This is a genomic window from Lactiplantibacillus argentoratensis, from assembly GCF_037290055.1.
Classification (GTDB): Bacteria; Bacillota; Bacilli; order Lactobacillales; family Lactobacillaceae; genus Lactiplantibacillus; species Lactiplantibacillus plantarum.
The window spans coordinates 257,595-272,200 of sequence record NZ_CP147647.1; the positions used below are offsets into that span (position 1 = coordinate 257,595).

The following is a 14,606-nucleotide window of genomic DNA, read 5'->3' on the forward strand; positions in this document are numbered from 1 at the left end:
CACGCTAAGATGAAAGCTGCCGAAGAAAAGGCGATTCATTCAACGGGTGCCGATAGTAAGAGCTTGGACGAAGTCAATGGGAGTGTCCGGGTCCCTAAGGATGCCAGCTTCTGGCGAACTTTAATTGCCTACACTGGACCGGGTGCACTAGTTGCAGTTGGGTACATGGATCCTGGGAACTGGATTACATCAATCGCAGGTGGATCACAGTACAAATATGCATTACTTTCTGTGATCCTGTTATCAAGTTTAATTGCCATGTTGCTACAAGCCATGGCCGCTCGTCTGGGAATTGTGACGGGTAAAGATTTAGCACAATTGACGCGGGAACGAACGTCAAAAGGAATGGGGATTTTTCTCTGGATTATTACTGAACTAGCGATTATGGCGACCGATGTTGCTGAAATCATTGGTTCTGGGATTGCTTTGAAGTTATTATTCGGATTTCCATTAATTGTCGGTATTTTGATTACCACTGCCGATGTCTTGATTCTGTTATTATTAATGAAACTTGGTTTCCGGAAAATCGAAGCAATTGTGGCAACGCTGGTTGCCGTGATTCTCTTCGTCTTCCTGTATGAAGTTATTATTTCACAACCTAATATTCCAGAAATGTTAAAAGGGTATGTCCCAACTAGTCGGATTGTCAGCAACCGTTCTATGCTATTCTTAGCACTCGGAATTGTTGGGGCAACCGTTATGCCGCATAACTTGTACTTGGGATCATCAATCTCACAAACACGTCAAGTTGACCGGAGTGACGAAAAAGAAGTTGCCAAGGCTGTTAAGTTCACGACAATCGACTCCAATATTCAATTGTCAGTCGCGTTCGTTGTTAATAGTTTGCTATTAATTCTTGGCGCCGCACTGTTCTTTGGAACTAAGGGGGATCTTGGCCGGTTCGTTGACTTGTACAATGCACTTGGCGATAGTAAGGTCGTTGGCTCGATTGCGAGTCCGTTACTCAGTATGCTCTTTGCCATTGCGCTGTTGTCTTCTGGTCAAAGTTCTACGATTACGGGGACGTTATCTGGTCAGATTATCATGGAAGGGTTTATCCGTTTGAAGATGCCACTCTGGGCACAACGGTTACTAACTCGGTTAATCTCGGTTACACCAGTGTTGGCTTTTGCGATTTATTATCATGGCAATGAAGCGAAAATTGAAGATCTGCTGACGATGTCGCAAGTCTTCCTGAGTATCGCGTTACCATTTGCCATGATTCCGCTAGTCATGTTCACGAGTAATCGGGCGCTGATGGGGAACTTCACCAACCGTGTCTGGGTTAAGTGGACGGCTTGGATCGTGACGGTGATTCTAATCATCTTAAACATTTACCTTATTTTACAGACTATCGGTCTGGTTAAATAATCAAACATTAAAATGAGCTTTCCAGGGATTGCAAAGAATTCCTGGAAAGCTCATTTTGTGTTTTGGGAACAGCTGCAATGCAAGATACCAATTCAAAGCGCCAAGTGCTAATACGTACCAGTAATTGGCGCTTAACCGACTTTGGATGGCCAGTCTTGCTTAGTTGGTATGATGGTAAACGGGGTCGCAGTGATGAGATCCGTGAGGCAGGGGAGCAATCCGGTCTCAAGGTTATATAAATCGTGAACGTGTGCGTTAGTTTGACCGTGCTCAGCCATCTTAAGTAGTTGAGGCTGGGTGAACTGGAGTTGACTGGCTGGTAGAATCAGGTCCGGTTGGCTGCGGCGTGTCAACGGTTGGGCGTGGTCGTGAACCAGGTAAGCAAAATTAGGCGCCGTATTGAGAATTAGCGTTAAAACGCTGATTTCATGGGGATCTAATTTGGTTGCTAACTGGTTCGTTTGACTAGGGGAATAAACCATGGCGGCGTAGATTTGAGGCGCCAGCTCGGGTAATTGGCGGCTAGGCGGTGTCAGGGTGACCGTCAGTCCCAATTGCCAGCTGGCGAGCAACAATCCCGGAATCGTTACGACTTGTGCGGGGCTCAGTAGAATGGCTTGTCCGGCATGCACGTTCTGTTGTTGCAGACTAGTTTCACACAGTGCGAGGTCTTCTAAAACATCGGCCCCGGTATACCAGTTGCCATTTAAATCTTTCAGAACTGGTTCGGCATATTGACGTTGTAATTGGCGGGTAATGGCCTTAGTCAGCTGACTCATCGCGGGGCCTCCTTTAAGGGTTTAAGTGACGGGGCGGGAATTGAGGGTGGCAGGACTACTTTGCGTTAGTGAGATACTTCATCTTAGTGATACTTTGGCTACTAGCATCAATGGTTGCTAACACTTGATTTTGGGTGGATTTAACGGCTAGCTTAGTCGGCTGCGGTGTTAAATCATGTTTCGACTGGTGGGTCGTAGTACCCGTTGCGAGTTTAGTATCACGAGTAACCTTGTTGACGAGTGTGGTGGAGGTCACTTCAGGATTTGTTGTCGTCGTGTCAGCAGAGGCGGAAACGGAAGTTGCAAAGAGGGTTCCGGCAGCCATTAAAGTAAGGGTTAGTTTTTTGAATGTGTTTTTCATAATAATCGAACTCCTTTTAGTTGTTATTATTAGTGAATGATTATTGGGCAGCTGGCATTAACCAGTCGTTAGAGAGTAGTTGATGGAAGTGACGACCAAGTGGGACCCATAATTGCGAACGGCGGATGTTTTTTAACGTGTCCCAGAATAATGGATCTTGTAGTTGTTCATCACTAAGTTTGACTTTAACGAATTCGCCCTCTTCAGTTTTCGCAATCACCAGTGGGTAGGTCACCTTAACCAATTGAACGGCGGTGATATTTTTAATTTTTGGATCAGTATCTAATAACATATCTACATAGCTCCTTAGTTGTTGTGAGTCATTCTGTTTTTATGAGTTAATTTTTAAAGTTGGTTTGTTTAATTGAATGACTATAGTTTACCGGCATATCGCCGTGGGAACTATCGACTTTCCATAAACTTTATCTAAGAAATTCTTAGATTCAGACTTAGATACTGATAAATAGGGTGATGACAAGTGTTGAATTGCCTTAAAAAAGCCAGTTTTAGGTGCATGAGGCGACCTAAAACTAGCTTGGTAGTACTATTTTGAAATTGGCCAGCTGACCGTAAAGACACTCCCGGATGGCTGGTTGTCGGTAATTTTAATGGTGGCCTGATTCAATGTAACTAACTGTTGAACGATTGCTAAGCCTAAGCCACTGCCTTCGATTGCTTGTGACCGAGATTGGTCAACGCGGTAAAAACGCTGAAAGACAGCCTGTTTTTGGTCGTCTGGAATTCCCTCACCATGGTCGGCTACAGCTAGTTCGACTGCTTGATCAGTCTGGTGCAAACTCAAGGTAATCGGTTGATCATGTGGCGAGTATTTATGGGCATTATCGAGTAAGGCCACAACGATTTGTTGTAACATTTCCGCATTACCTTGAACGTGGATGTTCGGATCAATTGCGAGCGTCAATGGTTGATCAATTGATGGCTGGTAATGTTCAGCCAGTGACAACATTAATAGTGATAGGTCTTGGTCAGTTAAGACTAGCTTAGCGCGATCAGCTCGTGAAAGGTGAAGTAGGTTCTCAATCAGATGTTGCATTCTTAGTGATTCTTCATCAATAAACTGTAATGATTCTGGAATCACTTCGGGGTGGGCGTCACCCCGCCGCTTGATTAGACTGAGATTACCGCGAATCGCAGCAATCGGGGTTCGCAGTTCGTGTGAAGCATCAGAAATAAATTGACGCTCATGCTGCAATCGTTGATTTTGCGTGACCAATAGTTCATTAAAGGCCCGACCGAGGTCGTTGATCTCGCGGGGGCTAGCAGGCACGTCTAAGGTGGGCTGGTCGCTATCTGGATTGTTCGATGTGTACTTGGTTGCGTGTAACAGTTTAATGGTTGGGTCACTCAGTCGCAGTGCTAAACGATGGGCCCACCAAGTCCCCAATGCCAGGGCGGCACAAGTGACAGCCAGCATGAGCAGAATCAAAATAAGCAGACTGTTGAACAATCGCCTTAAGCTGACCCATAGTTGGTAAGTGTTATGCCCATCTTTTTCACTATAAGATAAGAAGAAACCAAATCCGCGAACGTAGACTAACGGCCCTACTAGCTTAGTCTGTTGCTTGGTGAAAAACGATTTGGACGATGGGGTAGTGATGATCGTCCGCTTCGTTTTAGTGGCGGTCGTCAAGGTTGCTTTCTTGGTGGTTACCCGGATAAATGCCGGTTGTTTCGTATTGCGTGTCGTCGTATTGTTCCATTGAATAAAACTGGGGACGTCTTTGATATTCGCCTGGTTAAGACTGCTCATCAAGTCACGGGCTTCCCTAGTCGTATTGATCGTTTGCTGAGTGCCGACCATCAGAAGGGTGATCAAGCTAACCAACAACGTAATTGTCAGCATTAGTCGGCGGATGGCCTTATTGATCAGCTGTTCATAGGTCGGAGTGGTGTTATTTTTGGGCATCAGACATCGGCTCCCTTAGTTTATACCCGACGCCGCGCACTGTTTGAATGAGTGGGGAGGCGCCGGTTGTCGTGATTTTATTACGTAAATAACCGACATAAACGTCAACGACATTTTGCTGACCGAGAAAGTCGGCGCCCCAGACCTGGTCAAGCAAGTCATCACGGGTAAAGACTTCGTCGGGATGAGCGAGGAAGAATTGCAGCAAATCATATTCACGGTGAGTTAAGGTAACTTCTTCCTGCCCGTTAGTAACGCGGTGGGCTTTGGTATCTAGCTGGATATCATCCAGTTGGTAGACTTGATTGGGTTCAACTTGATTTTCAATGCGTCGTTGGATAACCCGGATTCGGGCCAATAATTCTTCGATTTCAAATGGTTTGGTGATATAGTCGTCGGCACCATTATCTAACCCGGCGACTTTATCACCGACATAATCTCTAGCGGTCATAATAATGACTGGTACTTGATCGTGTTTGCGAATGCGGCGAAGAACTTCCATACCGTCAAGTTTTGGCAACATCCAGTCTAGCAGGATGAGGAGCAACTCGTTTTGATGCGCTTGGTAGGTTTCCATAGCTGCCAAACCGTTAGCCGCTACCAAAACGTTGAAATCCTCAAATTGTAGTTCTTTAGTCAAGTAGCCAGATAGACTGCCTTCATCCTCAACAATTAAAATCGTGTTTTTCAATGTTATGCTCCTCTCAATAACCCTGGTTTATGTCTAATTATAGCGAATAATTATGACGCTTTTCCGATATTTTGACTTATTTTTATGGATCTGTGTGAACTAAATGAAAGCGTCACCGGACTTATGCTAAAATTGGACTATGAAAATGGAAGGTAAGTGAGTGACATGGGACTTTTTCGTGACGCCATGCAGGCACTGTATCACAGTGGTCATTATGGTTACAACATCAATGTAAAGAAGTCGGCTCCCGCCGTTGATCCGAAGGAAGTACCAGCGATTGCGGCGTTAGGACGTATTAATCGAACGCCCAACTTTAAGACGTGGTCCGTTGATTCGCCATATAAAACGGCCGAATTTACGGCTAAATTAACTGACGCAGTAGCAACTTGTGATTTGGAAATGCAGGATCTTGAGATCAAACCGCAGATCGATGGTCGGTGGGGCGATCAATAAGCGGAATTTGTTCCTATAAATTCTAATGGTCATATTAATTTAATGATAGACCAATTAATCAATAGTGACGGGGTGAGTCAATGTTTTCGTACGATCAGGTCCAACAGTTAAACCGCTTGGAAATTGAAATTTATAAGTATATTGTGGGTCATCCCGCTGAAGTAAGTACTATGACGATTCGACAATTGGCCGACCATAGTCACGTCTCAGCAACGACTATTTTGCGTTTTCTAAAGCACATGGGCTATGATGGCTACGCAGAATTTAAGTTCACATTAAAAGAACAGTTACGGCAAGATGCCACACAACCGTTAGCTCAGACAGTTGTACCGATGCGGACGTTTTTTGACCGCATGAACTTACCTGATATCACGGCTAAACTTCATCGGGTCGCAGAACTGGTTCATCAAGCTCGAATGGTCGTACTGATTGGGTCAGGGACGAGTGCTGGCCTGGCCGCGTATGGCAGCCATTTATTCGCTAACTTTGGTTTATATAGCTTGATGATTAGTGATACGAGTCAGCCCCATCCGGTTCAGCAACAGGATTTATCGGATACCGTCTTTTTCGCACTTTCAGTATCTGGAGAGTCTGAAGATATTATTGAACAAAGCGTTTATTATCGGCAGAGTGGCGCGAAGGTGGTCGCTATTACCGCTAGCAGTCATTCGACGTTAGCTGGGATTGCGGACGTGGTGTTAACTTACGATACCCCGGAAGTTCAAGCAATCAGTGGTGGTAGCACCTTGTCCCAGTTGCCCGTCGTTTATTATCTGGAACAATTAGCTATGATTATTCAGCCATTAACGTAAAGGTAATTCAAACCAATCTTTGGAACATGTTCTAAAAATAGAACAAATTCCGATGGATGGAACAACACCCATTTTAGAGTGAAAGGGTATACATTTTGAGAATGACAGGTATAATGAATTTTGTAGGAAGCGCATTCATGGGTACAAATGTCAGATGACAGGACTACTTTGTAACGGACTAACTCAATTTTATGTAAACGGTTAACTATTGATTGACCGTTAGCTTACTTAAATTATTCTGATTGTTTGAGAATGTTCGTTAAATGAATATGCACAACAAATTATTTTAGGGGGTCACGACATGAGCGAAAACAATAACAAGTCGAGCTTTGTTAATGACCGACTTGTCCCTTTCTTTGGCAAGATTGCTGGTTCTCGTCACTTAATTGCCTTACGTGATGGGATGACATTGGCAGTGCCAATGATTATTATCGGGTCGGTCTTCATGATCATTGCGCAATTCCCTATCAAGGGTTATCAGACCTTTATGGCCAATACCTTTGGTTCGAATTGGGCAACAATCGTCCAATATCCAACTAACGCCTCGTTCCATATCATGGGCTTGATTGCGGTTATTGGGATTTCTTATAACTTGGCAAAGAGTTATAAAGTCGATCCAATCTCTGCCTCAATTGTTTCGTTAGGCGCTTGGTTCTTAACGATTCCATTAAACACCGATAAGGCAGGAGCACTGTGGGTACCATTAACCCAACTTGATTCGGCGGGGTTATTCACGGCGCTACTGATTGGGTTGTTTATTACTGATTTTTACGTTTTCATGGTGCATCGCAATTGGACGATTAAGATGCCTGATAGCGTGCCACCGGCAGTTAGCAACTCGTTTGCAGCCTTAGTACCCGGTTTCGTCATCTTATTCTTGATGTGGTTACTGCGGTTGGCTGTTGAAGCATCACCAATGCAGAGTATTCCTAACGTGATTTCATTCGTCTTAGCTAAACCATTAGGCTTGTTGAGTAACACGTTACCAGGGGCCTTGGTTGCTGAATTCGTTGTATGTATTCTTTGGATTTTCGGGATTCACGGTGCCAACGTGGTTTCTGGGGTCATGCAACCAATCTGGTTAGCTGCGATGTCTCAAAACGCGGAAGCGCTTAAGGCTGGTAAGGCTTTACCAAACGTTGTGACGCAACAATTCTTCGACAACTTTGTCCACATGGGCGGTTCCGGTGCGACCTTGGGATTGGCATTTATGATTGCCTTTGTCTCAAAGAGTGCTGAGTTCAAGACATTAGGTAAGCTGGTTATCGGACCTGCATTGTTCAATATCAATGAACCAATTGTCTTCGGGCTACCAATCGTTATGAACTATCGGATTGCCGTACCATTTATCTTGGCACCGCTAGTTAACGTTACGACGACTTACATTGCAATGTCGACGGGCTTAGTTGCGAAGACGGTTGGGGTCATGGTTCCTTGGACCACGCCGCCAATTATCTCTGGTTACTTAGCAACGATGCACATCTCAGGTGCGGTATTACAAATTGTTAATATTGTGATCGATGGTGCCATCTACTACTTCTTCTTCAAGGCCTTGGATCGTGATAAGGTTAAGGAAGAAAAGACCTTTGCTGCTAAAGAAGCTGCTGGCGAAACGGTCGAAGCTTAAGTTAAATCATTAATGTAGTAATCGTATAAATACCACCATTAGCGATTTGTTGAAAGTCGGTTGATGGTGGTATTTTAATGTCGACTTTTGAGAAGCAAGTGCGAATTAAAGCGAACCAAGTGACTTAGAATTGTCGCCGGGTTCGCCTTTTTTTAACGGGTATGAAATTGTGGGTGTAACATCCGGGGATGACCATGGTCAGTACCCTTGTACTGCAATAGCCAATAAGCGTTTTGCGGTAAAGCGCTACGGGCAATGACGTGTGCAACGGTGTAGCGAATCGTGTCGGCATTAGCGTCAGTCCATAAGCGCCAAGTTGGTAGCTTAGCTGCTTGAACCGGTTCCCAATCGCCCAATGCTTGCTCACTAGTAGTTAGCGCGGTGAGTAAATCAGGCCGTTCGGAACCAGTCAGTTCAATGTAGTAGCAATACGCTTGCGGATGCAGGGTGTTGGGCTGGCTCATGATGAGATTGCTCCTTTGGATGGTTTTAACGAGTTATCGTTGACTTAAATAACCTTATCATCAATCATAGTACAACCGTTTGACTAATTTGACTAGTTTTTTCGCTTACTGTTATTAAAATGTAATATTCAAACTTTCAATTAAAAATATTTGAGTGTTCCCCCTTGACCTGGAACGCGTTTCAGCACGTATATTAAGTGGTGAAAATAACGAGGGGGTGCGGCACGAATGGAAACGGGAATTTTAAAACAGATTGATTTAACAACGACGACGGAACGGTATTTCTTCGTGCAAGTACAACGACTGGCAGACTATGTCTGGATTCGCTCAGTTCAAAACTTTAAGCCGTTAGAGTTAACGGTTCGGGTGAGTGATTTACAGGTGAACAAGCACCAGGCCGTTGCTGACCGGGGGAATATCAAATATGAGTTTAACGACGATACCGGGGGACTGGTGACGCAACTTGCTGGCTGGGTGCACTAAGACGGTGACAGACAAGCAGTAACTGTGATACTTTAGGCAATCAACAACCAATAATACTAATGGCAGCAATCAATTTTAACTAGGCTAGGACTAAATCAGGCGCGCCACTGAAGGCTATAATGCTTCAGTGGCACGCCTGATTATCATTAAAAGATCACTTGGTATTATCACTGTAAGTGATTTTATCTAAACCTTGGGTGTCATAATTGAGATTGGTTTTGCCGTCATACACGGTATTCTTGGCATTTAGCTTGGTTTCCATGTTGGTAAGGGTCTCAGTACTGAGCTCCAGTTGGGTCCGAAGGCGGTCCGACGTTTGTTGCAAGGTCTTCGTACTTAAAATCTGATAGGAACTCGTATTAATCCAAGCGGGTGAGCCAATGACTTGAGTCGACTGGATGTGTTTCATATTGGCACGATCATGCGTCGCTAACCCAATGAGGTCGTTAAAGCTAAGGTCAGTTTGTAAATTACCCTTCAGTGAAGTGAGTAATTGATTGTAGCGACTATAGGTCTTAGTCTCGGCGAGTTTGGCGAGAACCGCCCGCATGACTTGTTGTTGCCGTAATTGACGGCCGTAGTCGCCCCGGGGGTCCTGATAACGCATCCGTGTATAAGATAGCGCCTGTTTACCATTGAGATGGTGTTTGCCCTTGGTTACTGTGATGTGGTCGAATGAAACGTTGAGTGGACTAGTGATTGTCACGCCTCCAACGGCATCCACGATTTGTTTGAGACCGCCCATATTGATAGTTGCATAGTAATCGATAGGCACGTTGAATAGCTTGCTAACACTAGCCTTGGCCATCTTGGAGCCACCAATATTGTAAGCGGCATTGAGTTTTTGAACATTTGTGTCCTGATCACCGACCATTTCTGCTAATGAATCGCGTGGAATGCTGGTAATGAGCGTTTTCTTGGTCTGCGGATTGATCGTAACGACCATAATGGTGTCAGAATTTCCCTTATCAATACGACCGTCTGCCCCGGTGTCAACACCTAGTAGTAAGATGCTGAGTGGCTTAGTCGTATCGATTTTAGTACTGCTGTTTCCCGTATAGATCGTCGACTGGTAGCGCGCCTGTGCCTGGCGAATAATTAAGCCAATCGCCACGAATACGATAACGATAATGATGCCGACCGCAATTAACACTGGCCGTAATTTTGAAGATGCTGAATGCCGCATGTTCAAATCCTCCCTTAATTAAAGGCGTTAAGATGGTTCCCCGGATAACGTCTTTGTCTTGAAATCACTGTTTCTAGCATACCCGGTCAGTACGATCCCGGAAAATACTTATTTTGAGTGTACTTAATTTAAAAAATAGATACCACCTAAAAGAATTAGATTGGAAACTGAGCAAATTAGGAGCGGTCACTTACGGACAGTATTACGGCAGAAAACGGATTCTTGGCTTATACTGACAGTGAACTTAAATATATGAAGTGAGGTTTGGTAATTTGACAGTCTTTCGCGCATTTTCTAACCAAGAAGTTTTAGATTATTTAGCAACGCAAGTCACTGACGGGCAGGTCTTCACTGACGAGGAGACGCTGAAAAAATACTCTTTCAGTCCGCGGTTGACCGATGACGATAGTGGCCTTGCCTTAGCCTATGTTGAAGCACATACGACCAAGGACATTCAAGGAACGTTGAAAACGGCCCGTAAATACCACATCGCAGTGATTCCCCAAGACCAAACAACGAGCACTGTTATCGGTGCGGACGGGTTAACGGACAGTCTGATTCTTTCAACCGCCAAGATGAACCGAATCATCGAAATTAGCAAGGCTGATTCCATCGCCGTGGTTGAACCCGGCGTCGTTAACGGTGATCTGGATAAAGAAGCACGCAAGCAGGGTATGTTCTACGCGCCGGACCCTGGTTCTAAGCCCATCTCTGGGATTGGCGGTAATGTGGCGACAAACGCCGGCGGGATGAGTACGGTCAAGTATGGGGCTACTAAGGACAATGTCTTAGGCGTTAAGGTCGTTTTAGCCGATGGTCGCGAAGTTAAGTTAGGCGGTCGGACGCTAAAGCAGGCCTTTGGTTATGATTTAACGCAATTGATGATTGGTTCGGAAGGCACGTTAGGAATCATTACCGAAGTAATCGTTAAACTGTTGCCGATTCCGCTAGGGACCCCCGTGATGGGCGTCGCCTTTTTCGATAATATGACAGCCTTGGCTAAAGCAGTCACGGCGATTCGAATCTCCGGTGTTTATCCAACGATGCTAGAGGCATTGGATGGCAATACGGTTGCGGCGCTCGATCGTTACGAAAAGACGCACTATGCTAAGAATAGTGCGGCGATGTTGATCTTTAAGCTTGATAATGGTGGTCAGGATAGCATGGCGGTCGTGAAGCAGTTACTAGCTGAACAACACGCGAACGATGTCACGATTACGACTGAGCCTAAAGAACAGGCAGCCCTCGAACAATTACGACGCGACATGTTACCGGCAGTTTTTGCAGGTCAGAACCATATTATGGAAGATATGGCCGTACCATTATCGCAACTAGCCCCATTGATGGACTATATTCAAGACCTATCCAAGCGGTTGGACGTTGACATTTACACGGCTGGACATGCTGGTGATGGCAATGTGCACCCGACCTTAGTGTGGCCAACGTCGGTAACCGAAGTGCCTGAAAAAATCATTATTGCGCTACAAGAAATGTTTAAGAAGACGCTGGCACTTGGTGGGACGATTTCGGGTGAACACGCAGTCGGAATGTTGAAAAATCAATGGAACAATGCCGAATTAGGCGAAGATGTTGATATGTTGCAACATCAGATCAAAGCACTCTTTGACCCGATGAATATTTTGAACCCCCGAATTGTCAAATTAAGTTAGAAATTTTTTAACTGTTCATCTGTAATCTGACTGATGAATGCTTCCAGAGGTGTCTGGTAACCCAAACTTTTTCGTGGGATGTGGTTTCGTCGACTGGCAACTGCTTGAACAAATCTATCTGATAGCTGGTCCATAATAAGATTGTGACGTAAACCATCTTTACGCAGCAGACCATTGGTGTTCTCATTTAAACCACGTTGATTGGGTGCTCCGACAGCGGCAAAGTAAATATTTAAATCAAATTGGTTAGCAATGGTTCGCCAACCGGCGAACTCCTTACCATTGTCAAACGTAATTGACTTAAATAGGTGTCGTGGCAGCTTCGAAAGCCATCCTGCTAAACTACGATTGACATCGTGTGCCGACTTGGTATGCGAATTCAGCACAATTGCGACCTTAGTTTGTCGTTCAACCAGCGTGGTTACCGCACCCTGATGGTTTTTACCTTGAACCGTGTCACCTTCTAAATGGCCGAATTCTTGCCCGAATTGTCAAATTAAGTTAGAAATTTTTTAACTGTTCATCTGTAATCTGACTGATGAATGCTTCCAGAGGTGTCTGGTAACCCAAACTTTTTCGTGGGATGTGGTTTCGTCGACTGGCAACTGCTTGAACAAATCTATCTGATAGCTGGTCCATAATAAGATTGTGACGTAAACCATCTTTACGCAGCAGACCATTGGTGTTCTCATTTAAACCACGTTGATTGGGTGCTCCGACAGCGGCAAAGTAAATATTTAAATCAAATTGGTTAGCAATGGTTCGCCAACCGGCGAACTCCTTACCATTGTCAAACGTAATTGACTTAAATAGGTGTCGTGGCAGCTTCGAAAGCCATCCTGCTAAACTACGATTGACATCGTGTGCCGACTTGGTATGCGAATTCAGCACAATTGCGACCTTAGTTTGTCGTTCAACCAGCGTGGTTACCGCACCCTGATGGTTTTTACCTTGAACCGTGTCACCTTCTAAATGGCCGAATTCTTGATTAAAATTAGGATAGTCCTGATAACGATTCTTTAAATCCCTGCCCAATTGACCCGCTTTCCCACGGCGTTCAATGTAACCATTAGGGTGCCGTTTGCCGTGCATCGGTAAATCTTTGGTCGACAACCCCAAAACACCGCGTTTGAAAAGGCGGTAAAGGGTTCGAACCCCACAGCTGAAAGCCCGTTCTTGGCGATTAATAATGGTATCTGGTTGCCAACCAGCTTGAGTTTTGGCTTGAATATAGGCCAGTTCATCAGGGCGTAGTTGAATTGGTTTACGCCCACAATGTTGTTTATGCTTTCGATAGTGGCATTGGTAATCAATAATCGTACCGCCAGCGTCAAGAAACCGATAAATACGATACACAGTTTCAGCACTCCGATGGAGCGCTGGGGCCACTAGATAAGCCTTTTTACCGAGTTTCCAAAAAGAATAAATTGTGGCAAGTTCGTCTATGGTAAGATGAGTATAGGTCATTTGTGATCAGCCTTTCTTTTGATTTTGACACTCAAAAGTCTATCACAAATGGCTTTTTAAATTTCTAACTTAATTTTACAAACCGGGACCCGAAACGTAAAATCAATTAACCCAACGATTACAAAGCGCTTAAGTTTTGATAGCAGTTGTTGGTCAGATATTGCGTAACTTGGTCATCGTGTCTTATTATTGAGATAGTCCCAAAAATAAGTTGTTGGTTAATGAGTCACTAAGAATGTGCAATGTGGATTAACCGATGCGAAGGAGGCCCCAAGTGATACCTAAGAGTGCGCGAATCCGAATTGAATTTGATGCCGAAGTACTCCGCAACGAGATTTTTGATGTGCATGACTTCGCCAGTTTTCAAAGTTTCTGGCAGCGATTTGAGAATTTCTTGGCCGATCGCATGGTCGTTGGTCACCTGAACGTGTTAGAGGGCCGCGGCCTGATTCCTAGTGATTTTGCAGATGTTGACGGACACTTAGCTTACCAAGTTGGTGAAGATGCGCACCAAATTGCGTATGACCAAATTGCGCGTGAGTGGACCATTACGATCCGTTAAGGTAGATTGAGAGAGAATAGAGTCTTATATTGGAGCGATATTGATTGAGCACAACAAATTCCCAAGCAAGTGCAGATAATGATCAGCTTTTGCCAGCACCCCCGGAACTTTTGCAAGCTGTTGATCAGTTGAAAGCTTATTCGTTACGTTATGAAGTTGCGATGAAGCTCGTTTTAGATAAGTTAGATTATATTAGTCGAGAGTATGAGCTTCGTTACGGCTACGCGTTAATTGATAGCAAGCAGTCCCGGATCAAGTCGCCTGAGAGCATTGTTGGTAAGATGCAACGTAAGCATTTACCGTTAACATTAAATGCGGTGTTTAATAATTTGCATGATATTGCGGGTATCCGGTTGATTGTTCGTTTCCTAAGCGATGTCAAGACAGTCGAGAATTTATTGGCGACTCAGGCTGACATTAAAGTATTACGAGTGAAGGATTATATTCATCATCCTAAAGCTAATGGCTATCAGAGTTTGCATTTAATCCTCGGGGTGCCGGTCTACACTGTTGATGGGCCGAGCATCATTGAGGTCGAACTACAAGTACGGACGATTGCCATGAACTTTTGGGCGTCGTTGGAGCATGAATTAAATTATAAGAAGAACGTTCCGCATCAGGACGCATTGCGAGCGTCATTGACTAAGAAGGCGCAGTTAATTACGGAGCTGGATCAGGAAATGGACGATATCAAGCAACGGATGTATGAACCTAAGACGCCCCCAAAAGAAGTCTAAAAAATGCCCGATTATC

16 protein-coding genes and 1 pseudogene are annotated in these 14,606 nt (G+C 44.6%); 8 read left to right on the top strand and 9 right to left on the bottom strand.

The annotated features are described in order from the left end of the window. The first annotated feature begins 9 nt into the window (after window positions 1–9). Window positions 10–1,371 (top strand): Nramp family divalent metal transporter, encoded by a 1,362-nt coding sequence (locus V7R88_RS01150; RefSeq protein ID WP_033608073.1) that lies wholly within the window; start codon window positions 10–12, stop codon window positions 1,369–1,371. Between the two features lie 131 nt (window positions 1,372–1,502). On the opposite strand, the gene V7R88_RS01155 is transcribed toward V7R88_RS01150, so the two are convergent. The 5 genes from V7R88_RS01155 to V7R88_RS01175 all read right to left on the bottom strand — a co-directional run bounded on the left by V7R88_RS01155 (window position 1,503) and on the right by V7R88_RS01175 (window position 5,129). After that, window positions 1,503–2,150 carry a hypothetical protein gene (locus V7R88_RS01155; RefSeq protein WP_214334729.1) on the bottom strand — a complete coding sequence of 216 codons (648 nt, stop codon included), beginning with the start codon at window positions 2,148–2,150 and terminating at the stop codon, window positions 1,503–1,505. 55 nt (window positions 2,151–2,205) lie between these two features. Beyond that, on the bottom strand, window positions 2,206–2,511 hold the full coding sequence (locus tag V7R88_RS01160; RefSeq protein WP_011100949.1) for a hypothetical protein: 306 nt from the start codon (window positions 2,509–2,511) through the stop codon (window positions 2,206–2,208). 40 nt (window positions 2,512–2,551) lie between these two features. Continuing rightward, window positions 2,552–2,803 carry a hypothetical protein gene (locus V7R88_RS01165; protein WP_003641854.1) on the bottom strand — a complete coding sequence of 84 codons (252 nt, stop codon included), beginning with the start codon at window positions 2,801–2,803 and terminating at the stop codon, window positions 2,552–2,554. Between the two features lie 252 nt (window positions 2,804–3,055). Next, entirely contained in the window at window positions 3,056–4,438 is a 1,383-nt protein-coding gene (locus V7R88_RS01170) for a sensor histidine kinase (protein WP_063732009.1), read from the bottom strand. After that, window positions 4,425–5,129 (bottom strand): response regulator transcription factor, encoded by a 705-nt coding sequence (locus V7R88_RS01175; protein ID WP_013355145.1) that lies wholly within the window; start codon window positions 5,127–5,129, stop codon window positions 4,425–4,427. The genes V7R88_RS01170 and V7R88_RS01175 overlap by 14 nt, the downstream gene beginning before the upstream one ends. Window positions 5,130–5,294: 165 nt before the next feature. Between V7R88_RS01175 and V7R88_RS01180 the strand changes: the two genes are divergently transcribed. The 3 genes from V7R88_RS01180 to celB all read left to right on the top strand — a co-directional run bounded on the left by V7R88_RS01180 (window position 5,295) and on the right by celB (window position 8,021). Beyond that, window positions 5,295–5,582 carry a hypothetical protein gene (locus V7R88_RS01180; protein ID WP_003641859.1) on the top strand — a complete coding sequence of 96 codons (288 nt, stop codon included), beginning with the start codon at window positions 5,295–5,297 and terminating at the stop codon, window positions 5,580–5,582. Window positions 5,583–5,662: 80 nt separating this feature from the next. Further along, complete coding sequence (locus V7R88_RS01185) at window positions 5,663–6,394, top strand: MurR/RpiR family transcriptional regulator (protein ID WP_003641860.1); 732 nt, start codon at window positions 5,663–5,665, stop codon at window positions 6,392–6,394. 301 nt (window positions 6,395–6,695) lie between these two features. After that, window positions 6,696–8,021, top strand: a complete 1,326-nt coding sequence (celB, locus tag V7R88_RS01190) for a PTS cellobiose transporter subunit IIC (RefSeq protein ID WP_214334728.1) — start codon at window positions 6,696–6,698, stop codon at window positions 8,019–8,021. A gap of 152 nt (window positions 8,022–8,173) precedes the next feature. Here celB and V7R88_RS01195 read toward each other — a convergent pair whose 3' ends face one another. Then, window positions 8,174–8,485 carry a hypothetical protein gene (locus tag V7R88_RS01195; RefSeq protein ID WP_069137200.1) on the bottom strand — a complete coding sequence of 104 codons (312 nt, stop codon included), beginning with the start codon at window positions 8,483–8,485 and terminating at the stop codon, window positions 8,174–8,176. A 228-nt stretch (window positions 8,486–8,713) separates the two neighbouring features. Here V7R88_RS01195 and V7R88_RS01200 point away from each other — a divergent pair, with 228 nt between their 5' ends. Beyond that, window positions 8,714–8,968: a hypothetical protein gene (locus V7R88_RS01200; RefSeq protein WP_003641863.1), complete on the top strand. Its 255-nt coding sequence runs from the start codon at window positions 8,714–8,716 to the stop codon at window positions 8,966–8,968. Window positions 8,969–9,122: 154 nt separating this feature from the next. Here the strand turns inward: V7R88_RS01200 and V7R88_RS01205 are convergent, their stop codons facing one another. Then, the gene (locus tag V7R88_RS01205; protein WP_338816311.1) at window positions 9,123–10,154 is read right to left on the bottom strand and encodes an LCP family protein; all 1,032 of its coding nucleotides are present in this window, start codon (window positions 10,152–10,154) and stop codon (window positions 9,123–9,125) included. 272 nt (window positions 10,155–10,426) lie between these two features. Between V7R88_RS01205 and V7R88_RS01210 the strand changes: the two genes are divergently transcribed. After that, window positions 10,427–11,824 carry an FAD-binding oxidoreductase gene (locus V7R88_RS01210; RefSeq protein ID WP_338816313.1) on the top strand — a complete coding sequence of 466 codons (1,398 nt, stop codon included), beginning with the start codon at window positions 10,427–10,429 and terminating at the stop codon, window positions 11,822–11,824. On the opposite strand, the pseudogene V7R88_RS01215 reads toward V7R88_RS01210, so the two are convergent. Together V7R88_RS01215 and V7R88_RS01220 are read right to left on the bottom strand one after the other, a co-directional pair. Beyond that, a pseudogene (locus V7R88_RS01215) lies at window positions 11,821–12,312 on the bottom strand (IS30 family transposase); the annotation flags it as partial. The gene V7R88_RS01210 and the pseudogene V7R88_RS01215 sit on opposite strands and share 4 nt — an antisense overlap. A gap of 13 nt (window positions 12,313–12,325) precedes the next feature. Then, on the bottom strand, window positions 12,326–13,291 hold the full coding sequence (locus tag V7R88_RS01220) for an IS30 family transposase (RefSeq protein ID WP_033609918.1): 966 nt from the start codon (window positions 13,289–13,291) through the stop codon (window positions 12,326–12,328). A 256-nt stretch (window positions 13,292–13,547) separates the two neighbouring features. Here V7R88_RS01220 and V7R88_RS01225 point away from each other — a divergent pair, with 256 nt between their 5' ends. Together V7R88_RS01225 and V7R88_RS01230 are read left to right on the top strand one after the other, a co-directional pair. Then, window positions 13,548–13,853: a hypothetical protein gene (locus tag V7R88_RS01225; protein ID WP_003641866.1), complete on the top strand. Its 306-nt coding sequence runs from the start codon at window positions 13,548–13,550 to the stop codon at window positions 13,851–13,853. A 44-nt stretch (window positions 13,854–13,897) separates the two neighbouring features. Further along, window positions 13,898–14,590, top strand: a complete 693-nt coding sequence (locus tag V7R88_RS01230) for a GTP pyrophosphokinase (protein ID WP_003641867.1) — start codon at window positions 13,898–13,900, stop codon at window positions 14,588–14,590. The last annotated feature ends 16 nt before the right edge of the window (window positions 14,591–14,606 follow it).